Raw genomic sequence first — 22,341 nt, 5'->3', positions numbered from 1 at the left:
GCGTAATGATTAACCAATGGACTTATTGATCGCTTTACTGTTTTGGGGTGTTTATTTAGCTGTTGCTTTATTAATCATTGCAGCTGGCTTATCAATAGTCCTATATTTCAAACCTTTTAGATTCGCCTCTGTTTCTACAATTTTTTCCACACTGCAAATCTATACATTCCCAGTGGGAGGGATATTCTTCTCTCTCAGTTTTATCTCTGGGATTTTTTCCATTAAATCATTGCTAAATATCCCTAAAGTAAAAATACCTTGGGTATACGCATTCATTGTGCTGGAGTTGATCAGACTCATTAGTATTGCTTGGTCACCGAATCCAGTTGAAGGCATACGTTATGTTCTTTATGAAATTGTTTTTTTAAACGTAGCACTTGCTTTTGCTTTTTCCACAGAAATCAAACAATCAACTGTTGAAAAGGTAATTAAACTCAGTTTATTACTGGTTTCAGTTAATGGGATACTAATTGTTCTTTTCAGAGTTACGCCCTCAATAGAGTTTGGTTTTCTTCGATCAGCGGTTTCACAGTTTTTTATCTCTAAGAATGTACTAAATGATTTTTTGTACGTCTCACCCAATAATGTTTACAGTCCTGATAAGGCGGGTGGTTTTTTTGTAAATGCAAACGTTGCAGCAGCCCTAACCGGTTTTGCTGCAGTCGCTTCATGGTATTTTGCAAAGGCAGTTAATAGTCAGTTACTCAAGTTGAATGCCATATTTTTATTTGTCGTTGTTTTTTTTGCAGGCTCTAAAGCTGCGATTATGATGGCTGTGGGTATGCCTTTTCTGATGATTTTTATTGATCTGTTTTTTTCTAAAAGGTCATCCATTGGTTCAGCCCTTTTGATCATTGGTTTTCTGATATTCAGTTTTATCGCAATTCTTATTGTTAAGTACTTTTTAGCGGGCTCAAGCTTTGGAGATGCTACAGCTTCCACTTTTGATGACCGTATTGTGATGTGGCAGTTTGCGCTGGACCAATTTATTAAACACCCGATTCAAGGGTTAGGTTTTGGTGGTTGGGCAATTGAGTCTGCAGGCTATGCTTATTTAAACGGATACAGATCAAACTTACCCGCACATAATGCTTTCTTGATTATTTGGAACCAGAGTGGTTTTTTTGCGTTGATTGCAGCATTGTATTTTACGGTTTCATATTTGAGATTTTTCCTCAAAAAGCTTTCTTTACCAAATGAAAAAGTGGTTCTGGTTGCAAAAGCTGTTTTGGCTGGATCAATATGGGTATTTATACAGGCTCAAGGTGAAAACTTTGGCCTGATTGGAGAGGCTCACATTACACCGCTCATGGCAATGTTGGTGGGCTATAGTTTACGTCAGCAATTTATTAAAGATAATGAGTTGTAATGAACAAGTTAATATTAAAAAACATAATGCAAGCATATTGGCCAATCCTCGCTGGGATATTGCTAATTGCTTGTCCAACCTTCTATACCCTGTCTACAGGGCTTTGGACAGTAGATAGTCAGTCCCACGGACCAATTGTTCTACTAATGACTTTATGGTTTTTTTATTTCAAGCTCAAAAATATTAACACTGCCCCCAAGGCCTCATTTAATCTTGCTGCTTATGTTTTACTCTTTCTAGCGACAACCTTATATGCGCTTGGCAGGTCACAAGAGCTAGCTACTGTAGAAGTTGCCTCGATTGATTTAATCTTGTTTGCCTTGAGTATTATTTTATTAGGCACATCGATTACAAGAAAGCTTTGGTTTGCCTTTTTCTTTAGCCTATTCATGATTCCTTTGCCCGGCTCATTAGTTGATATTATTACTTTACCTATGAAAATAGGCGTTTCATGGGCCACAGACGAGCTTCTGTACATGCTTGGATATCCGGTTTCTCGTGATGGCGTTGTGCTTAATATTGGTCAGTATCGGCTTATGGTGGCGGATGCTTGCGCGGGCTTGAACTCACTCTTTACCCTTGAAGGGCTGGGGCTGTTTTATATTAATGTAATCGGTCATGAATCGATTCGCCGAAATCTTGCACTCGGTTTGATGATTGTGCCGATTAGCTTTACCTCTAATATTATTCGGGTGGTTTTGTTGGCACTGATTACTTATTACTGGGGTGATGAAGTCGGTCAAGGCTTTGTACACGAGTTTTCGGGAATGGTACTGTTCATGACCGCTTTGGTTTTAATTATTTCGCTCGACAGTTTCATTGAGTTCGTATTAAAGCGCAGAAAAAAGGCCGCTCATGCTTAATCGTCATGTATTAATTTGTAGTATTTTTCTGATTTTGTCTTTTTTAGCATCCATAGCTTTAAGGCCAGATTACGAGCACGTCAAAGATCCGATAAAAATCCAAACTATACTTCCAGCTTCATTTGGACATTGGCAAGAAATAAAGACTACTCGGCTACAAGTTGCAGCATTTACTGATGAAAGAGGCAACACTAACGGCTACGGACCCTATGATCAAGTAGTTAACAAAGAATACGTTAATCAGGATGGCCAGGTCGTTCTATTAACATTGGCTTGGGTGGGCGCACAAAAGCAGGAAGTCAAAGTCCATAGACCTGACCTTTGCTACCCAGCGCAAGGCTTTACTGTTTCAGAGCTTAAAGATACAGACTTTGGTATACGGTCGCTTAAAAATAAATCTGTTACTGGTAAACAAATGGTCGCAAGCAATAACACATATGCTGAGGCCGTCTCTTATTGGATTCGTATTGGTGATTTATACAGCTCAAACCCTTGGAAAATGCGTTATCATATCTTTACAGAGGGTTTAAAAGGCAAAGTACTGGATGGTATTCTTGTGCGCATCTCAACACCACTGGCCCCAGGCAAAAATGCTGCTGATCTTTTTAAATTAAACGAGGCATTCGCCTCAGAACTTATTAGTTCAATTTCAAATACCGATTACAAACGATATTTGGTGGAGTAATGCCATGCAATTTATTCGTGTTTTTATCTTTGCTGTTTTTATGGCATGCAATCTTAACGCGGTGGCTGCCGATAAAGACTTAGGAATTAATGCGCGCTTATTCACTACCAATATGCCTTATAACGAAAAGCAATTTTCGTTGCTTTCATCCATGAACGTCCAAAGTGTGAGATGGGATGCTCCCTGGAAAGAGGTAGAAACCCAAAAAGGCAAACTTGTAGTTCCCAGAAGTTGGGATAACGTTGTTGGTCGCCTCAACTCCATGGGCATTGGCAATCATATTATTCTTGATTATGGTAACAAGTTCTACGATAACGGAGATAAGCCGTTAAGTGAAGATGCGATTGCTGGATACCTGAGATATGTTGAAGTGATGGCTACCCATTTTAAGGGCAAGGTTAAGTATTATCAAATTTGGAATGAGTGGAATGGTAAGGTCGGAAATACCACACCTGGATATGCCAAGGATTATTATGTATTGCTTAAGCGGGCGTATCCCATTATTAAATCAATTGATCCTGATGCTGTCGTAATTGGTGGTGGCTTCTCAACAAATGGCTACGATTCAATTTTGGGGATCAGATTTAATCCCAAAAATCAACCCACTCAATTTGAAGAGCTCCTTAAGACCGACGCTTATAAATATATGGATATGCTTTCGTTACATCCATATGTGTCATATCGAACTGGAGAGTGGTGGGGAATACATGGGTTTAAAAGATTGGTTGATCTATTGGTTAGCAAAGTAAAGGCTACAGATGGGTTTAATCAATTACCTCTTGCTGCAACTGAAGTTGGCTGGTCTACGGCATTAAGCCCAAATGGTATTACACAAGATCAGCAAAAAGAATTTTTATCCGATGCCATTAGCTATATGTTTGATAAATATAAATTCAAATATGTAGTAGTTTTTGGCCTGTTGGATGGAAATGATGGGCTGTTGGATACTGAGTCAAATTTTGGAATTTATAAAAATGATCTGGTGACTCCCAAAAATGCTGCAGATATCTTTAAAAAATAATTTAAACATCGTCACTCTATGAAAAATGCGGCCATCTTTAGGCAACAATTATTTAAGCCATCAGAAATTTTTATTAAGTCACAAATTAGTCACTATAAACAATATAAGCCCGTGTTAGTAGGGCGCTCATTATTTGGTCAGCCTGAGCAGTTTTCATTCATTGCGCCAATCAAAAACGCTGACAACAACGCAAGGTTTTATTGGGAAACACTCATCTATTTGTTATTTAGAGCTCCATCTCTTTTTCTTCCTAAATGTTTGGAGGCAAAGTTTGCAATTGTGCATGCGCATTTTGCAGTAGATGGTGTGATGGCTGTACCACTTGTTAAGAAACTTGCTGTACCATTTGTCACGACTCTCCATGGAATGGATGTGACAAGGTCTAATATCAATATGCTTTTTTCAGGCAGCCCTAGCCTGATTAATTTTGTATTATTTAAAAGACAGCTTTTTAAACGCTGTGATCTTTTTTTGTGTGTATCCCAATTTATCAAACAAGCCGCAATTAAGGCTGGTTTCCCAGAGAGTAAATTACAAGTACATTATATTGGCATTGATACTCAGCAGTTAACAGATCGATGCAACGCCGGTGAAGATGGGCTGATTGTACATGTGGGCCGACTAGTCGAAAAAAAAGGTACGAGTTATCTTTTGCAGGCTTTTGCAAAAATTTATCGATCCATTGATAACCCAAGATTGGTAATTATTGGTGACGGGCCACTAAAACCGGCATTGATGGATGAAGCTAAGTCACTCGGTATTCAAGAGCTTGTTTTCTTTTTAGGCGTGCAGCCTAATTCCGTGGTGTTAGATTGGGTGAGGCGAGCAGCGGTAATGGCTGTCCCCAGTGTCACCGCAAAAGACGGTGATATGGAGGGCTTTGGTATCGTTAATATTGAGGCGAGTGCACAAGGGGTGCCTGTCGTTGGCTTTAACTCAGGGGGAATACCCGAAGCCATTATTAATAATGTCACCGGTTTTTTATCTGAAGAGAAAGATGTAGATGGGCTCGCCGAAAATTTAAAGCGACTACTGTTAGATAAAAGTCTCAGAATAAACATCGGATGCGCCGGACGAAAGAATGTTGAAGAAAATTTTGATATCTCTAAGCAAACAGCCAAGCTTGAACAAATCTATAGTGAGTTACTAAAAAGCTATGAGTGACGCTTTGAATATTGTAGTTGTGACCAGAGGGTTGCCTTTTCATAGCCTAGGAGGCATGGAGGCCGTTGCGTGGGATTTAGCTCGAGAGTTTGCTAGATTAGGCCACGTAGTCACCGTATTAACAACTGCTTGCAAGGGTTTAGAGTCTAAACAAGTCATTGATGGGGTGTTAGTGCACTGCCTAAATGCACCGCAAGGACAATATTCGAGGCAGTGGTGGGCGGAGTCTTTAGCTGTATTCAAGCAAGAGTATCAAGGCAAAACAAACGTAGTGCTTAGCGTGAGTGCTGGTGCTATGGCTATCGCAAAATTACAGGATCCGTCAATTGCTTATGTTGTTCAAGCGCATGGCACATCATGGGGGGAGTTTGTTTCAAAACTAAAACAACGTACTTTCGTGAGCGTTTTAAAGTCAGTGAAAAATCTGATTGGATTACTTAAAGACATTAATTACAGAAAATTTGATGCTTTTATTGCAATCGGCGAGGCCGTAAGCAAAGATCTTTCATCTTGTCCAACTAAATGGATTGTCTCGGACTTACCAGTTTATCTAGTACCCAATGGCGTGAACGAAGATACCTTTGCTTTTGATTTGAGTGCACGTAACTCAGTAAGAACGCGGCTTGGGATTTCAGATAATTGCAAAGTTGTATTTTCAGCATGCCGCTTGCATGAACAAAAAGGGGTCTTGGAGGCTATTAGAGGTTTTGTTTTAGCTTACAAAACAGACTCTTCGCTAAGATTTATTATTGCGGGTGATGGTCCTGAGAAGGATAAGTTAGTTGCTATAGCCAAGGAGTTAAATGTTGAGCATGTGATTCACTTTGTTGGGTCGATACAAAGAGACATAATGAAAGACTACTTAAGCGCGGCGGATTTGTTTTTATTTACAACAAAGCGCGTTGAAGGTCTCCCCATGAATGTGCTGGAGGCTTTAGCTGCTGGATTGCCCGTAATTTTATCAAATCATATTAACCACATGTCATTTAACTCTCAGGGCGTTAATCCAGAAATACCAGGGGAAATCTCAAGCGCAATTCTTAATGTTCAGTTGAATCAGATTCGAAAGTCCAAACTTGATGTAACGTATACATTAGAAAACTCAGCCGAAAACTATATAAATATTTTCCAGAGAGTTTTGGTAAGAAAATGAAATATCTAAAATATATCAAATTTAAGTTTTTTTTAGGATTGATAAGAAATATTTTTTTGAAAATTAGATATGGTTCTCAGATTAAATTAAATATTTTTAGAGTGTTTATTGATAAAGATGTAAACATTCAAATATTAAACAATGGGTCAATTACATTTGATGCATCAAGAGATCGAATTTTCATTAGTAGAGGTTGTGACATTATTTCTTCAGGCGGAGTAATTCACTTTGGAGATGGTTTTTTTATGAATAAGAATGTAACTATTGTTTCTCATCAGTCAATTCATTTTGGTAATGATGTTATGTTGGGGCCTAACGTTTGTATTTTTGATTCTGATCATAATTTTATTAGCACTCATCAAGCATTTCGCTATCAAGGCTATAAGAAAAAACAAATATTTTTAGGTGATAACGTATGGGTTGGGGCTAACGCTATACTTCTTGGAGGAGCAGAAATTCAGAGTAATGTTGTAATTGGTGCAAATTCAATGGTTAAGCATAGTTTGGAAAAGAATGCTGTATATGTTGGGTCTCCTGCGAAAAAAGTAAAGAATATTTAAAGAGGTTTTAATAATGACTGATGTATTGGTTATTCAAAGCGCCAGAGAGGTAAAGCCCGGCGGCGGTGTATCTGGTGTTGCATTTGAGTTAGGTGAGAATCTCAAGTCCTCTAATGTCGAAATTGGGTCTTTTACAATTGATGACATTTACCCCAATTCATTCAAGAATAGTTCTAATCTTTTTTTAAAGAAAATCGCCCAGCTATTTGACATTATTGTTTATGGTGTGTGGGGCAGTTTAAAGTTAAAGCGTTTATACAAATCCAATAACCAAGCGGTGGTGCTTTGTCACAACGATGGCTTATATGGTGATATTTATATTAATCATGGCTTGCATCGAGCTATGTTATTTGCAAGCGACCATCCATATAGAATGCTCTTACGTAATCCACTCCATCTTTATTTATTGGTGCGAGAGTGGGTTAGGTTTAAGTTAAATATTCACAAGCATATTGTTTGTTTTAGTGCCAATGATGCTTCAATTATGGAGAAAACATATCCTAATACACTCGGTAGAATCACAATCATTCCCAATGGCGTGCATATTAATAAATTTATGCCTAACAGCATGGTTAGAAAAGAAAAAAGACTTGAACTAGGCTACTTGGAGAGTGACTTCGTATTGATATTTGTAGGCCATGAATTTGATAGAAAAGGCCTAAAATTTTTGGTAAATAGTTTATTAAATTTGCCAGAAAACGTTAAGTTATTGGTTGTTGGCGGTGGCAGTGCTGAAAAAATAGAAGAGTATAAAAACTATTGCAAAGATAATGGGTTAACTCATCGCGTTAGTTTTCTCGGTACTCGAAAGGATATTCCAGATCTACTTAACGCAAGCGATTGTTTTGTTATGCCGTCTGCATTTGAGGCGTGGCCTCTGGTTGGATTAGAGGCTATGGCTTGTGCAAAACCTGCTTTAATCACGGATACGGGTGGCGTTAGTGCTTTTGTAAAGCCTGGGTACAACGGATATTTAATAAAGCGTGATGCTGATGATATTGCTGAAAAAATCAGATCACTGATGTCAGATGAAGCTTCCTATATTCAAATATGTAAGCAAGCACGAGAAACTGCGGAATCATATTCCTGGCAAAACATTGCTGATAAATATTTATCTTTAATCAAGCAATGTTTAGTTGAGAAAAATAATGCGTAAAGCGGTATATCAGTTATTTGTTGGTAATTTGAGTTCTAAGCTTGTCGGTTTTATTCGTGAGATTTTAACAGCGGCAATATTTGGTACTGGTAGCGTTATTGCAGCATATCGCATTTCGCTAACAGGTGTACTTTCGCCTATAAACTTCTTGACCAGTGACACATTAAATACAGCTTTTGTGCCTACCTATAAGTCTCTATTTGAAACAGATAAAGAGCAGGCTCAAACACTACTTTATACATTAATCAGTCTGTTTGTTGTTTTCTCATTGCTACTTTCCATCGTTTTATTTCTATTTGCAAAAACGTGGGTTGGAATGATGGCGCCTGAGCTTGATTCAAACACACTTAAGCTGACATTAGATATGTTTAGTGTCATTTTGATAGCAATACCTTTTTATTTGTTATCAGCAATTTTTCTTTTTTTATGTATGGCGAGAGGAGATTTTGTCCCTATGGCTGTCAGGCCATTAATACAAAATCTTGGAATGATCTTAGGGACACTTTTAACTTTTTGGTCTAAAAATCTTTCCTATTTGGCTTGGGGCTTTACCATAAGTTATGTGTTTTTTTTATTTTGGGTATTCTTTCGTGCTTTAAATCAAGAATTCTTAACGTTACCTAACTTTTTTGCTCCCACAAAAATTAAAGATGTTTTAAAGGCTTTCTGGCAAACATTAAAACCTTTGGTTGTTTTGCCTTTTATTTTGCAAGGTAACATTGTTATAGAAAGAATGGTTGCATCTTTAGTTAGCATCGCAGCCATATCCGCTGTTGATTATGCGAAGTTTGTAACTGAAACAATGATATTAATGATCTCTACTCCATTGGCTTTTGCTGGATTAACTCACTGGAGTGGGATTGGTTTAAATAATATGACTCAAAAGCTCAAAGGTTTGATTGGCCTATTAACATTTATTAGTGTGCCCATATCTGCCTTTTTAATCGTGGAGTCATATTCTGTAGTTGAGCTGCTCTATTCTAGAGGAGCATTTAATAGAGAGTCTACTTTAGCAACAGGGGACATACTTTATGGAATAGCCTGGGGACTTTGGGCTCAAACAATCGCATATGTTTTGATAAAAGCCCTGAGTGCTCAAATGATGAATAAAACCGTTATGAAGATAACAATAGCGGCTTTGTTGGGTAATATCATTTTCAACTTAATTACATATAAATATTTAGGCGCAAAAGCGTTAGGTTGGGGAAATACGATTTATGGTTTGATTTTACTCATTTCCACTCTAGCTGTATTTGGGTTACTTAAAGACTTTATTAAAAACTCGTGGCTACTAATATCTGGAGCATTTGTTTATATTTTTTTCTTACAAAATATATTAGATACTTCTCAACAGACTGCATTGCTAACGGTGTTAGCTGCAGGTATTGAAGCCATTATTTTCTGGGTAACGTGGATTTTGATATTAAAACCTTTACGGATTGAAGCCGTTACTTATTTCAATTTGCTTAGGAAGCATTAGCTCGTATTTAGATCAAATAATTTATTTGGGACACGCATGAAATCAGAAAATCTAATATTGCTTTCTACTGCTGATTGGGACAATCCCTTCTGGACTAATAAACAACATGTTGCTTGTGAGTTAGCACGCACAGGGCACAGAGTTTTTTACATTGATTCATTGGGCCTGAGGAGACCCTCTGCATCCGCCCAAGATTTAAAGCGGATTTGGGGGCGGGTTAAAAAAGCAATCAGGCCACCGCAAAACGTAAGGGAAAATGTGTGGGTATGGTCACCTATTGTGATTCCTTTGCAGCGCTATAAGGCTGTACAGCAGTTAAATCGTTTTTTGTTAAATACGGGCCTCAAGTTTTGGCTGTGGAAACTAAATTTTAACGATAGTCTTTTTTGGACCTACAACCCGATGACTACTCGTTTTTTTAATCTTAAAGATTACAAAAAAACGGTTTATCACTGCGTGGATGAAATCAAGGCACAACCTGGGATGCCGGTTGAAGAGATTGAGGCGGCTGAGACTGAGTTAGTGAAAGGTGTGGATGTTTGCTTTGTGACAGCAGAGCATCTTTTTGAAACGCGAAAGTCTTTAAATCCTAATACGCATTATTTTTCTAATGTGGCCGATTATGCTCACTTTTCTCAAGCGAGAGAAAGTGATCTTGAGGTTCCAGAGGATGTCAAAAATTTGAGCAAGCCTGTGATTGGCTTTGTGGGTGCAATTAGTGGTTACAAGGTTAACTTTAGCCTGTTAGAGCAAATGGCTGCTAAGCATCCTGAGTGGTCCATCGTGATGATTGGTAAAGTTGGGGAGGGTGATCCATGGACCGATGTTTCAACCTTAAAAAAATATTCGAATATTCATTTTTTGGGTCCCAAGTCTTATCAGTCTTTGCCTGCTTATATGAAGGCATTTGATGTAGGTATTCTGCCTAACATGCTTAATGAGTATACCAAGTCAATGTTTCCAATGAAGTTTTATGAGTATTTGGCAGCGGGTTTGCCGGTGGTGGCAACCGAGTTAAACGCTTTGAAAAATTGCAAACATATTGCTGCGATCACCAAATCTGACGAAGCATTTGTACAAGCATTAGAACAAACCTTAGCAGGACAAGTGATCCCTCTTGAAGCCAGACTTGAGGCAGCAAAAGAGCAAACATATGAGCGTCGTACAAAAAAAATGCTCGATATTGTTGGCGATTTTTGATTCCAGATTTTAAAAAACTAAAGGCATGCTATGAAAGTTGCAGTTGTACATTATTGGTGGCTGAGTAACCGGGGAGGGGAGGCTGTTGTATCTGCGATTGTCTCTGCGTTTCCACAAGCTGATGTGTTTATCCATGTGTGTGATAGAGATCTGGTTATTAAGACGTTGGGGCCAGATTTTAAAGGCAATGTTTACAATACCTTTATTTCTAAATTACCAGGCGCAAAAAAACATTATCAAAAATATTTGCCATTGATGCCGTTGGCGCTTGAGCAGTTAGATTTGACGGCTTACGACTTGATTATCAGTAGTGAGTCTGGGCCGGCAAAGGGCGTGATTACCAGACCGGATGCTGTGCATATTTGCTATTGCCACTCTCCGATGCGATATGTGTGGGATATGTATTATTCATATGTTGCAGGTGCTGGGCGCTTGATCAGAACATTATTTCCTTTCATCGCGCATTGGCTTAGGGTTTGGGATAGAGCATCTGCTGATCGCGTTGACCATTTTGTTGCCAACTCCACTTTTGTTGCGAGTCGTATTAAGAAGTTTTATCGTCGCGAGTCAGATGTCGTGTTTCCGCCAGTGAATGCCACTTTATTTGACCATACACGTACTAGAGGAGATTTCTATCTCTGCTTGGGCCAATTGGTTGGGTATAAAAGAGCTGATTTAGTTGTTGAGGTGTTTAATAAGCTTAATTTGCCTTTGGTTGTGATTGGTGAAGGTGAGCTGTTTGAGAAGTTGAAAGAGACTGCAGGCCCGAACGTAACCTTAATGGGGCGCCAACCATTTAATGTGGTGAAAGACCATCTAGAGCGTTGCAAGGCACTCGTTTTCCCGGGGCTTGAGGATTTTGGTATTGTGCCTGTGGAGGCAATGGCAGCGGGTGCTCCGGTAATTGCTTATGGTAAGGGTGGCGCGCTAGATACTGTGGTTGATGGCAAAACAGGCATATTATTTGCTGACCAAACCTTTGAGGATCTCGAACAGGCGATTCTTGCGATGGAAAATGGCAAGTTTCAATTTGACCCTAGCTATTTGCATGACCATGCCATGCAATTTGAAAAAAATGTGTTCCTGGATAGATTCATGGCAATCGTCAATCAGTCTGTGAATGCACCAAAAAAGTAAAAAAACTGAGAGGATGACATGAAAACGTGCGTAATTTTTGGCGGTACTGGATTTATTGGCAGTCATCTGGCGCTTTATCTGATTAATAATCAATTGGCAGATCATGTGGTGTTGGCGGATATTAAGCCTATCCGTAGTGACTTCACTTTTGATTCATCAAAAGTCAGTTATGCCAATATTGATGTGAGAACACCGATTTCTGCCTGGAATTTACCCGCCTCGGTTGATCTGATCGCTAACTTTGCTGCGGTACACCGTGAACCGGGACATGAGTCGCATGAGTATTACGAAACGAATTTGCCAGGAGCTGATAATGTATGTGCTTGGGCCGAAAAAGTAGGTTGTAATAGTATTATTTTCACCAGCAGCATTGCGCCATATGGACCGTCTGAGGCTGAAAAAACCGAAGAATCCATCCCGACTCCTGTAAGCGCCTATGGCGGCTCAAAATTGGCTGCAGAAAAAATTCATATGGCTTGGCAAAAAGCTGATCAAACACGCCGCTTGGTGATTGTTAGACCTGGCGTTGTGTTTGGTCCAGGTGAGGGCGGGAATGTAACCCGTTTGGTGAAAGCCACATTGAAACGTTATTTCTTTTACATGGGCAATCGCTCAACCAGAAAGTCTGGTGGCTATGTTAAAGAGTTGGTGAATACAATGTGGTGGGCACTCAATGAAAAAGTGCCAGCAACCGGTGGTTCCTTTTTGTATAACTTCACCATGAAGCCGCCCTCTGTAGAAGAGTATGTCAATGCAACGTGTCAGGTAGCTGGTGTTTCACGTTTCGTTCCTTCTATCCCGTATCGTTTGTTGTTAATAGGCTCTTATTTGGTTGAGGCTGTGACCAGACCTTTTGGCATCTCTACACCTATCAGCCCGGTCAGAATCAAGAAGCTGGTTCGTTCAAATAATATCCAGCCATATGTGCTGACCAAAGAGAAATATCCCTTTAAATATACGCTTGAGACCGCTTTCGCCGACTGGAAGAACGATAGGCCTAATGACTGGAAAGCCTAGTTGATATTTAACCGGAATATTTAAAAGTTAAACATTAAGGGATTTAGAATGAAAATTGCCATCGCTGGTACTGGTTATGTTGGATTGTCACTGGCCGTATTGTTAGCCCAAAAAAATGAAGTGGTTGCCCTGGATATTGTCCCTGAAAAAGTGGCGTTGCTAAACCAGAAAAAGTCGCCGATTGTAGACCATGAAATTGAAGATTTTTTGGCGAACAAACAGCTTAATTTTAAAGCGACTACCGACAAGCAAGAGGCTTACATCGGAGCTGAGTTTGTTATCATTGCCACGCCAACCGATTATGATCCTGAAACCAACTACTTTAACACCCGCTCTGTTGAGGCGGTGATTAAAGATGTAATGGCCATTAACCCAAATGCGGTGATGGTAATCAAATCAACTATCCCTGTGGGTTACACTGAGAAAATACGCGCTGAACTTAATTGTAAAAACCTGATTTTTTCACCAGAGTTTTTGCGTGAAGGTAAAGCCTTGTATGACAACCTGTATCCTTCGCGGATTGTGGTGGGTGAGGTTTCTGAGCGTGCGCAGACCTTTGCTAATTTGCTAAAAGATAACTGCCTGAAGCCTGATGTGCCGGTGTTGTTAACCAACAGCTCAGAGGCTGAAGCGATCAAGCTCTTTGCGAATACCTTCCTTGCAATGCGCGTGGCTTATTTCAATGAGTTGGACACTTATGCCGAGTCCCATGGCCTGGATTCACGCCAGATTATTAATGGCGTGTGTATGGACCCGCGCATTGGCAATCATTACAACAACCCTTCGTTTGGTTATGGTGGCTACTGCTTGCCTAAGGACACCAAACAGCTGCTGGCTAATTATTCGCAAGTACCTCAAAACCTGATTAATGCGATTGTGGAAGCGAACACGACGCGTAAAGACTTTATTGCCGATAGCATTATCAAGAAAAAACCAAAAGTGGTTGGCATTTACCGCTTGATCATGAAGGCAGGGTCTGACAACTTTAGAGCGTCTTCGATTCAGGGCATCATGAAGCGCATTAAAGGTAAGGGGATTGAGGTGGTTGTCTATGAGCCCGTGCTAGAAGAATCGGAGTTTTTTAACTCGAAAGTGGTGAATGATTTAAACCAGTTTAAACAGATTTCTGATGTGATTATTGCCAACCGCCACGCGAAAGAGCTGGAAGATGTGGTAGGTAAAGTTTACACACGAGACCTTTTTGGTAATGACTAAATCAACCTCTGTCATGGTCAGCGTTGCTGGAGTGGTGACGCAAAAACTTAAACTTTAAAGAGTAAATATTAGTTCAGACCTCTTCACTCAATAATTAAAGATATAAGGATACTTACAATGCGTGTGTTAGTGGTGGGTGGTGCCGGCTATATTGGCTCACACATGGTTAAAATGCTTCTGGACTCTGGTCACGACGTGATTACGTTGGATAACTTGTCTAGCGGGCATCGCGATGCTGTGCTCGGTGGTGTGTTTGTTGAGGGGGATCTGGCTGATATCAATTGTTTGGATAAAGTATTTACTGAGCATCACCCAGAGGCGGTGATGCACTTTGCTTCCTTTATTCAGGTGGGTGAGTCCGTCCGCAAGCCAGATATCTACTACCGCAACAATGTCACAAACACTTTGAATTTGCTGGATACCATGCTCAAGTTTGATGTGAAAAAATTTATTTTCTCATCCACGGCAGCGGTATTTGGTGAGCCAGACTATGTGCCGATTGATGAGGCGCATCCTAATCGCCCCTTAAACCCTTATGGCCGATCAAAACTGATGATTGAGCATGTTTTGGCGGATTATGCCAAGGCTTTTGATTTCAGGTCTGTTTGCTTACGCTATTTTAATGCTGCGGGCGCAGACCCAGAGGGTCAGCTGGGTGAGCGCCACGACCCTGAGACACATTTAATCCCGTTGATTTTACAGGCCGCCTCTGGGCGTCGTGAAAACATTCAGGTGTTTGGCCGTGACTATGATACGCCGGATGGCACATGTATCCGGGACTATATTCACATTGTAGATTTATGCGCTGCACATCTTGCTGCGTTAGATTATTTGGAAAGTGGTGGCGAGAGTGACCGCTTTAATTTGGGCAATGGTTCTGGCTTCTCTGTGCAGGAAGTGCTCGATGCAGTGCAAAAAGTCTCTGGCAGATCGGTTAAGGTGATTGATGGCCCGCGTAGAGAGGGAGATCCGGCAAGACTGGTCGCTGACGCCAAGCGCGCAAGGAGTATTTTGAACTGGAAGCCGATATTTACCGACCTTGAAACGATTGTTCAACATGCCTGGCAGTGGGAGTTGAAGTGTTCGGATCGCGTAGCTAAAGAGTAATTCATTACTTGTTCATCGTAAGTGATGCGAGAGCCTTTAGTTTTATGTATTTAATTTTTGGATGTCTTTCATGAAAATTGTTCCAGTGATTTTGTCCGGTGGTTCGGGCACCAGGTTGTGGCCGTTGTCGCGTGCGGTGTTACCTAAACAGTTGCTGCCTCTGGTCACCGATAACACCATGTTGCAAGAGACCTTGCTGCGTTTATCTAGCTGGGCCCAGGTGGCTTCCCCGGTGGTAGTCTGCGGCAACGACCACCGCTTTTTGGTGGCCGAGCAGTTGCGGCAGGTGAATTTGACGCCACAGGCAATTGTGTTGGAGCCAGTGGCGAAAAATACCGCACCTGCGATTGCGGCGGCGGCGATGGCGTTGAAAGATCAGGACGTGTTGATGCTGGTGTTGCCGGCAGACCATGTGATTACCGATGTTGCGGCGTTTGAGGCGGCCGTTCGCCGTGCCTGTGTGGCAGCCACGCAAGGCAAGCTGGTGACCTTTGGCATTGAGCCGACGCATCCCGAGACTGGCTATGGCTATATTCAATCGGGGGCGGCACTGGCAGCTGATGGTTGTTTTGAAGTGGCACGGTTTGTGGAAAAGCCGGATGCGGCGACTGCAAAGCAATACCTGGATGCTGGCAATTTTTACTGGAACAGTGGCATGTTTTTGTTTAAGCCCTCTGTATTTTTGAGTGAGTTGCAGCAATATGCGCCTGCCATGGTTAATGCAGTAAGCAGTGCGGTTGCGCAGAGCTATCAGGATCTGGATTTTGTGCGGTTGCATGAGGCCTCGTTTGCGGAATCTCCATCGGACTCCATTGATTATGCGGTGATGGAAAAAACCAAACTGGCCGCCGTGGTGCCTGCCAGCATGGGTTGGAACGATGTCGGTTCGTGGACGGCACTCAAAGAGGTACAGCCTAACGACGAGGCAGGCAATGCCACGCGTGGTGATGTGTACTTGAAAAACGTGAAAAACACCTTGGTGCGCGCAGAAAGCCGATTTGTGGCGGCGGTGGGGGTTGAAGACTTGCTGATTGTGGAAACCAGCGATGCAGTATTGGTGGCTCATCGGGATTGCGCACAAGATGTAAAAAATATTGTTGATCATTTAAAGGCCAGCGGCCGCAATGAGCATCAGGTGCATCCCCGTGTGTACCGTCCATGGGGCTGGTATGAGGGCATTGATGTGGGAGAGAGATTTCAGGTCAAACGCATCATGGTCAAGCCTGGTGAAAAGCTGTCACTGCAAATGCATCACCACCGTGCAGAACATTGGGTAGTGGTCAGTGGCTCTGCCATGATTACGGTGGATAATGTGACTAAGCTGTATACCGAAAATGAGTCTACCTATATTCCGATTGGCTCTACGCACCGGCTTGAAAATCCCGGCAAATTGCCATTGCATCTGATTGAAGTGCAGTCTGGCAGCTATTTGGGCGAGGACGATATTGTGCGCTATGAGGATACTTATGGTCGCGCTTGAATGCGATGGCCTTAACTGAGAGATGGCAGTGACTCAATTAAAAGATGTAATTCAGCAGAGTGGGGTAGCATTTGGTACCAGTGGCGCACGCGGCTTGGTCTCTGCGCTGACTGATGAGGTGTGTGCTGCCTATACACAGGCCTTTGCGTGCACCATGCAGGCGAATTTTCGCTTTGACAAGGTGGCGATTGCGGTAGATTTGCGCCCCAGTAGTTTGCGTATTGCGCAGGCTTGCGCCAGCATGTTGCGTCAACTAGGGATTGAGGCTGTATTTTGCGATGCAATCCCAACACCTGCGTTGGCTTTATATGCGCAGACACGACAAATCCCAGGCATTATGGTGACAGGCAGTCATATTCCGTTTGACCGTAATGGTCTCAAGTTTTACCGCCCGGATGGTGAGATCAGTAAATCGGATGAAGCGGCCATGCTTGACTGTGAATTGACGGAGAGGGCAGTAGATGAAACGGCACTGTCGCCCGTCAATCCTGACGCCTATCAGGAATATATGCAACGTTATATTGCTGTTGCAGGGGTGAATGGGCTCTCAGGTTTGAAGCTTGCGCTTTACCAGCATTCTAGCGTTGGGCGCGATTTGATGCAGGCGTTGTTGACAAGCTTGGGCGCTGAGGTGATTTGTTTAGAGCGCTCGGAGTCGTTTGTGCCTATTGATACAGAAGCAGTCTCGGCAGAAGATGTACAGCGTGGTTTGGCATGGGCTAGACAATATGAGGTGGATGCTATTATCTCTACTGATGGTGATGGTGATCGTCCACTGATTAGTGATGAGTGCGGGCAATGGTTACGTGGCGATATTGTGGGGCTGTTGACGGCAAGAGCTTTGAAGATTGATCATTTGGCAGTCCCTGTCAGTTGTAATACAGCGATAGAAAATAGTGGTTTCTTTAAGCAAGTGATTCGCACCAGGATTGGTTCTCCATTTGTCATTGCAGGGATGGAACAACTTGCTGCAGGTGGGGCAAGCGGTGTGGCGGGATTTGAAGCGAATGGCGGTTTTTTATTGGGTAGCCCATCACCACAGTTTCCTGCATTGGCCGCATTGCCAACTAGGGATGCAGTTTTGCCAGTTGTAATTCTGCTGACCCAAGTTAAACAGCTCGGTCAAGCACTGTCACAACAGGTAGCGATGTTACCGCAAAGGTTTACCGCCAGTGACCGACTGCAAAATTTTGCCACCAGTAAAAGTCAGGCCTTGTTAGCTGAATGGTCTGTCAATCTTGATGTGCTGGTAGATGCTTTAAAATTGCCGTTTAAGGTGAGTCAGGTGGATACCACTGATGGTTTGAGATTAACCTTGACGTCAAATCAGATTGTTCATTTACGCCCTTCAGGAAATGCGCCAGAGTTCCGCTGTTATGTCGAAGACGTATCTGTAGCTGCTGCCATGACACTGCTTGAGACAACGCTGACACAACTTTCCAAGTTTGCTTGATCTGTTCTTTTCCGGAATGTTTTAGTTTCATTTGAATGATGAACTTTAGGCAGGTAGCGCAATTAGGTTTGAGCATTTTGCATGCATTCAAATCTCATTTGCATGAACCTGCTTATTTACTAGTCACTGCTGCAGTGTCAGGCGCACTCACCGTTTTGGGGTTTGCGCCTTTTTATTTTTATCTTGTTCCATTTGCGACGCTTTTAGTTTTGTATTGGTTGCTTGACCAGAGTAGCACGCCTGGTCAAGCTGGATGGGTTGGTTTGTCCTTTGGCTTGGGAATGTACGCGGCAGGTCTCTCGTGGATGGTGGGTACGTTGCACGACTTTGGCGAAATGCCGTCATGGCTAGCTTATATTTCTACGATCATGTTATGCCTGTATTTGGCCAGTTTTACTGCTGCGGCTACGTGGTTGGTAGTTTATACCCGGTCCTTATGGTTTTTACCTGTGGCCTGGGGGATGGCAGACTGGCTGCGCAGCTGGATATGTTCGGGATTCCCATGGTTGACAATGGGCTACAGTCAGGTGCCTTCGAGTGTCTTGAGTAGTTACTTGCCAGTGATGGGCGTGTATGGATTAAGCATCATCGTGGTGGCGATGGCAGCACTGATTTTTTACATGCTTAGGTTTCGAGGCCATAGACGCTGGATCAATGCTCTGTCAGCGTTAGTCATTGCTGGTATCGCAATGACTCTTCATCACATCACCTGGACAACCCAAATAGGCGCACCTGTCAGTGTTGCTTTACTACAGGGAAATATCAGCCAGCAGACTAAATGGTCTGTTGAGCAGAGCAAGCAAATTATATTGAGCTACCTTGATTTGCTTGACCAAGCGGATGCGCGCGTTGTTGTTTTGCCCGAAACGGCATTCCCGATTTATCGCTCGCAAGCGATGGGCAAAACACGTGGCAAGCTACTGGGATTGGCCTCAGAAAAACAGGCTGATATCCTTATCGGGATGCTTGATTGGCAAGACGGTGCAGAGGGCCGAAAAAAATTTAATGCTGTTGTAAATTACGGAATCTCTGGATTACAGATACAACATAAAGTACATCTGGTACCGTTTGGAGAATTCATCCCTCTGCCGCTTTTGTTTGCACCCATGTATGCGTATTGGTTTCATATGCCGCATAATGATTTTTCAGTAGGCAAAAGGCAACCGCTGTTTTCACTTGGTCAAGCTGAGGTCGCAATTTCAATTTGTTATGACGACCTATTTGGTGGTGATTTGGCTGAATATGCCAGAAATGCAGACTACTTGGTGAGTGTCAGTAACGGGGCTTGGTTTGGTAAGAGTGCTGGTCTCGAACAGTACCTGCAATTTAGCCAGGCTCGTGCCATTGAGAATCAAAAAATCATTGTGAGAGCGAGCAATAATGGTGTAACGGCCTTTATTGATAAAACAGGTGAAGTTATAAAACGAGCGCCCAAGGACGAACGTTATATACTCAGGCACAGGGTCCAGCCCTACCATGGAAGTACGTTTTACAATCTCTGGCAAGATACGCTGTTCTGGGGACTGGAACTCATTGGTTTCATTACTCTGATCGCAAGACTATGGATTGTCAAAAAAAATTCACAAAACCATTCCACTTGTGTGTAAAATGGTGTATGTATAAGTGCACTCTAATAGTGCATCAGAATTGAAAAGCCGGTTTATTTGGAGCATAACTGGTGGCTAAAAGCACTTTTTAGCCAATGTTTTAAAAATAAAATGTTTAAAATCAACATTTTAATATTTTTGTAACATTGGTATATTTCTTGCTGCGATAATAAATAATAAATGGCAGTAAGTGCTTTGAGTTTGATTAGAGTAAGTATTAGCCCAAATGGGTAGTTTTACGAATAAAAGAATTTATATATTGTATTAATAACATTGAGGAGAATTAAAGTGAGTAAATTGACAGGTTTTGCATTAGCAACATTGCTTGTATCTGGTTTTGCTACCAATGCAAGCGCCGCAACTGCAACGTTGGGTGCAGGGAGTACCAATTTGATTATTACTGCGCCATCCGGTACGAATGGTGCGAGTGTTACTTTTAATGATCTCTTTAACTTTACTTTGACTGGTCCAGGTAAAGTGAGCTATCAAGTGACTGAGAAAGAGTTCCAGTTTGGTGTTCCAACCCCTAGCGGATTTTTAACTTATCAACTGTATGATATTGATGACAGTTCTCTAACATATGGCTTATACAACTCAGCCAATCAACTAGTCACCAATTTAAACAGCCTGACCAGCGGTGCTTACTCCTTCAAGGTGTCTGGTTTGACCACAGGTCTGCTCGGCGGTCAATACTCCCTTAAAATGAACATTACGGCGCTTCCAGTGCCTGAGCCAGAAACCAATCTGATGATGTTGTTAGGCTTGGCGGCTATTGGCCGCATCGCATATCGCAAAAAAACTTCAGCTTAATTTGTTGATTAGCTGATTTTTTATATTGCGTACATGGGAGAGCTCAAATGAAATTAACAACATCTTTAGTCCTGGCTGGATTATTAACTGTAAACGGCTTTGCATATGCTGGAACACCTTCTTCCAACATACCCTCAACAACGTCTACCAACATTTCATCTGATTTGTTTGCAGATGGAGACTTTAACGTTAGCAAGTCTTATGAAGGCAACAAGACTTTCACTGATAATTACACCTTTAATTTGAATTCTCAGCGTCTGCAAGAATTCAACTCGCTGTCCGCATCTTTGAACTATACCAACTCTAAATCTGTTGGTTGTGCACTATTGATTTTTTGTGGTGTATCAAATACCGGCTTTAGTAACTTGAATGTGACACTGACAGCCCCTTCTGGTAGCACAACGAGTGGAACGACGACAACTGGCTCCACTAACAGCAGCGTATTTGTGATTCCTATTCTGGTTTGGAGTGCAACGACATCCACACAAAACACAGTATCTACTGACTGGATTAGTTTGCTGTCGACAGGAAACTACACACTGTCAGTTTCTGGTACGACACTGAAAAACGGTGGTGGCTACAGCCTGGGTGTGACTGCTGTTCCTGAACCACAGACGGCAGCCCTGGCAGCATTGGGTTTGGGCCTGATGGGTTTCATTGCACGTAGAAAAAGATTTGAATAAGTCCTTGCTGGATTTATTTTGCTAATTTGAGTGGTTTTTACGTTTTACAATTTATTTTATATCTTGAGGAGTAGTTCATGACTACAGTCTTTTCCACTAAAAAAGTGATCGCTGCGTTGTTTTTGAGCGCTGGTTTGATCTCTAATGCTGGTGCAGCTGCTTACAGCCTGAATACCAGTGTGGCTGCGGGCAATTTCACCAACACCTATTCTTTCAGTGTCGCCAATGGTTACACTGCAAGCTTGTTTGGTAATTTGACCAGTTCGTATGACCTTTTTACTGACACAGGCTCTCTTATCGGAACAAATGTGTCATCAATCACTCTGAGTAGCGGTGCTTTCACATCCAGCTACACGTTAACTGATGATGATGTTTTGGGTGACTCCAGCTGGTTGGCGTACACCAAAACGTTTAACTTCTCTGCACTGAATTTGACTGCAGGTAATTATATTCTGACTGTAAAAGGTAAAGCATTCTCGAGTGATACTTATGCTGGTAGCTTTGCAGTTTCAACCACAGCTTTACCTGTTCCTGAACCAGAAGCATACGGCATGATGATGCTGGGCTTGGGTTTGTTTGGTCTAGTTGGTTACCGTCGTAAATCCGCATAATCAAGGATCAACTAAGGAGATTTAGTATGTTAACCCGTCATCTGAAAACGGTTTTACTCGCAGCAGTCGCTTCCACTTTGAGTGTGAGTGCAAATGCTGCAGTGTATGGTTTAAATCAAAGCAACATTGCCCCTGGTTCTTTTTCATATACTGTTAATTTTAGTATTTTGTCAGGCAATGTGGGTTCTTTGACAGGTCAAGTTGACTCAGTATTTAGAAGCAATGGATCGACTAAAGCTACTGGCTTCGATATCACAGACATCTTATTGTCTACTGGTAGCTTGATTAAATCTGACAGTGAAGTCACAACGCCATTGGCTTCAACGTTCACTAAAACAACAAATTCCTTCTCATTTTCAAATGGCGCACTGGCAGCAGGCAACTACACCTTGACTGTTTTTGGTAACTCCTACAGTTCAAATGCAAGTTTTTCTGGTGGATTCGAGGTAGTCACTTCCCCAGTGCCTGAGGCAGAAACCACAGCAATGATTGGTCTCGGCTTGGGTTTAATGGGATTGATCTCACGTCGTAAGAAACAGTAATTTGTTTTAAATTAGAAAAGGCCATGTT

At 41.9% G+C, this 22,341-nt stretch carries 21 protein-coding genes; all 21 read left to right on the top strand.

Annotation, left to right across the window (positions count from 1 at the left end; all coding sequences use genetic code 11):
* Positions 1-16: 16 nt before the first annotated feature.
* Positions 17-1,369, top strand: coding sequence for an O-antigen ligase family protein (locus ACFQ1T_RS10740; protein WP_379076438.1), 1,353 nt, complete (start codon positions 17-19; stop codon positions 1,367-1,369).
* Positions 1,369-2,232 carry an exosortase B gene (gene xrtB / locus ACFQ1T_RS10735; protein ID WP_379076434.1) on the top strand — a complete coding sequence of 288 codons (864 nt, stop codon included), beginning with the start codon at positions 1,369-1,371 and terminating at the stop codon, positions 2,230-2,232. The genes ACFQ1T_RS10740 and xrtB overlap by 1 nt, the downstream gene beginning before the upstream one ends.
* Positions 2,225-2,917 carry an exosortase C-terminal domain/associated protein EpsI gene (locus tag ACFQ1T_RS10730; protein WP_379076431.1) on the top strand — a complete coding sequence of 231 codons (693 nt, stop codon included), beginning with the start codon at positions 2,225-2,227 and terminating at the stop codon, positions 2,915-2,917. The genes xrtB and ACFQ1T_RS10730 overlap by 8 nt, the downstream gene beginning before the upstream one ends.
* A gap of 4 nt (positions 2,918-2,921) precedes the next feature.
* Positions 2,922-3,938, top strand: coding sequence for a hypothetical protein (locus ACFQ1T_RS10725; RefSeq protein ID WP_379076428.1), 1,017 nt, complete (start codon positions 2,922-2,924; stop codon positions 3,936-3,938).
* Positions 3,939-3,956: 18 nt separating this feature from the next.
* Positions 3,957-5,102, top strand: a complete 1,146-nt coding sequence (locus ACFQ1T_RS10720; RefSeq protein ID WP_379076425.1) for a glycosyltransferase — start codon at positions 3,957-3,959, stop codon at positions 5,100-5,102.
* On the top strand, positions 5,095-6,255 hold the full coding sequence (locus ACFQ1T_RS10715; RefSeq protein ID WP_379076422.1) for a glycosyltransferase family 4 protein: 1,161 nt from the start codon (positions 5,095-5,097) through the stop codon (positions 6,253-6,255). Before ACFQ1T_RS10720 ends, ACFQ1T_RS10715 begins: the two co-directional genes overlap by 8 nt.
* On the top strand, positions 6,252-6,815 hold the full coding sequence (locus ACFQ1T_RS10710; RefSeq protein WP_379076419.1) for an acyltransferase: 564 nt from the start codon (positions 6,252-6,254) through the stop codon (positions 6,813-6,815). The genes ACFQ1T_RS10715 and ACFQ1T_RS10710 overlap by 4 nt, the downstream gene beginning before the upstream one ends.
* 13 nt (positions 6,816-6,828) lie before the next feature.
* The gene (locus ACFQ1T_RS10705) at positions 6,829-7,971 is read left to right on the top strand and encodes a glycosyltransferase family 4 protein (RefSeq protein WP_379076416.1); all 1,143 of its coding nucleotides are present in this window, start codon (positions 6,829-6,831) and stop codon (positions 7,969-7,971) included.
* The gene (locus ACFQ1T_RS10700) at positions 7,964-9,451 is read left to right on the top strand and encodes a lipid II flippase MurJ (RefSeq protein ID WP_379076413.1); all 1,488 of its coding nucleotides are present in this window, start codon (positions 7,964-7,966) and stop codon (positions 9,449-9,451) included. The genes ACFQ1T_RS10705 and ACFQ1T_RS10700 overlap by 8 nt, the downstream gene beginning before the upstream one ends.
* Positions 9,452-9,487: 36 nt before the next feature.
* On the top strand, positions 9,488-10,651 hold the full coding sequence (locus ACFQ1T_RS10695; protein ID WP_379076410.1) for a glycosyltransferase: 1,164 nt from the start codon (positions 9,488-9,490) through the stop codon (positions 10,649-10,651).
* A gap of 30 nt (positions 10,652-10,681) precedes the next feature.
* A complete protein-coding gene (locus ACFQ1T_RS10690) occupies positions 10,682-11,788 on the top strand; it encodes a glycosyltransferase (RefSeq protein WP_379076407.1) in 1,107 nt (368 codons plus the stop codon).
* Between the two features lie 18 nt (positions 11,789-11,806).
* Positions 11,807-12,805: an NAD-dependent epimerase/dehydratase family protein gene (locus ACFQ1T_RS10685; protein ID WP_379076404.1), complete on the top strand. Its 999-nt coding sequence runs from the start codon at positions 11,807-11,809 to the stop codon at positions 12,803-12,805.
* 48 nt (positions 12,806-12,853) lie between these two features.
* The gene (locus ACFQ1T_RS10680) at positions 12,854-14,020 is read left to right on the top strand and encodes a nucleotide sugar dehydrogenase (protein WP_379076401.1); all 1,167 of its coding nucleotides are present in this window, start codon (positions 12,854-12,856) and stop codon (positions 14,018-14,020) included.
* Positions 14,021-14,137: 117 nt separating this feature from the next.
* Positions 14,138-15,127: a UDP-glucose 4-epimerase GalE gene (galE, locus tag ACFQ1T_RS10675; protein WP_379076398.1), complete on the top strand. Its 990-nt coding sequence runs from the start codon at positions 14,138-14,140 to the stop codon at positions 15,125-15,127.
* Between the two features lie 70 nt (positions 15,128-15,197).
* The gene (locus ACFQ1T_RS10670; protein ID WP_194746788.1) at positions 15,198-16,607 is read left to right on the top strand and encodes a mannose-1-phosphate guanylyltransferase/mannose-6-phosphate isomerase; all 1,410 of its coding nucleotides are present in this window, start codon (positions 15,198-15,200) and stop codon (positions 16,605-16,607) included.
* Positions 16,608-16,629: 22 nt separating this feature from the next.
* Positions 16,630-18,060 carry a phosphomannomutase gene (locus ACFQ1T_RS10665; RefSeq protein ID WP_379076394.1) on the top strand — a complete coding sequence of 477 codons (1,431 nt, stop codon included), beginning with the start codon at positions 16,630-16,632 and terminating at the stop codon, positions 18,058-18,060.
* 35 nt (positions 18,061-18,095) lie between these two features.
* Entirely contained in the window at positions 18,096-19,667 is a 1,572-nt protein-coding gene (gene lnt, locus ACFQ1T_RS10660) for an apolipoprotein N-acyltransferase (protein ID WP_379076391.1), read from the top strand.
* Between the two features lie 288 nt (positions 19,668-19,955).
* Entirely contained in the window at positions 19,956-20,477 is a 522-nt protein-coding gene (locus tag ACFQ1T_RS10655) for an FxDxF family PEP-CTERM protein (protein WP_194746785.1), read from the top strand.
* A gap of 47 nt (positions 20,478-20,524) precedes the next feature.
* Positions 20,525-21,160: an FxDxF family PEP-CTERM protein gene (locus tag ACFQ1T_RS10650; RefSeq protein WP_379076388.1), complete on the top strand. Its 636-nt coding sequence runs from the start codon at positions 20,525-20,527 to the stop codon at positions 21,158-21,160.
* Between the two features lie 77 nt (positions 21,161-21,237).
* Positions 21,238-21,771: an FxDxF family PEP-CTERM protein gene (locus ACFQ1T_RS10645; RefSeq protein ID WP_379076385.1), complete on the top strand. Its 534-nt coding sequence runs from the start codon at positions 21,238-21,240 to the stop codon at positions 21,769-21,771.
* 26 nt (positions 21,772-21,797) lie between these two features.
* Positions 21,798-22,313, top strand: a complete 516-nt coding sequence (locus tag ACFQ1T_RS10640; RefSeq protein ID WP_379076382.1) for an FxDxF family PEP-CTERM protein — start codon at positions 21,798-21,800, stop codon at positions 22,311-22,313.
* Positions 22,314-22,341 lie beyond the last annotated feature (28 nt).

The sequence above is a fragment of the Methylophilus glucosoxydans genome (assembly GCF_042676145.1).
Classification (GTDB): Bacteria; Pseudomonadota; Gammaproteobacteria; order Burkholderiales; family Methylophilaceae; genus Methylophilus; species Methylophilus glucosoxydans.
The sequence above is the reverse complement of the archived record's forward strand: the minus strand, read 5'-3'. Positions and strand labels throughout refer to the sequence as shown.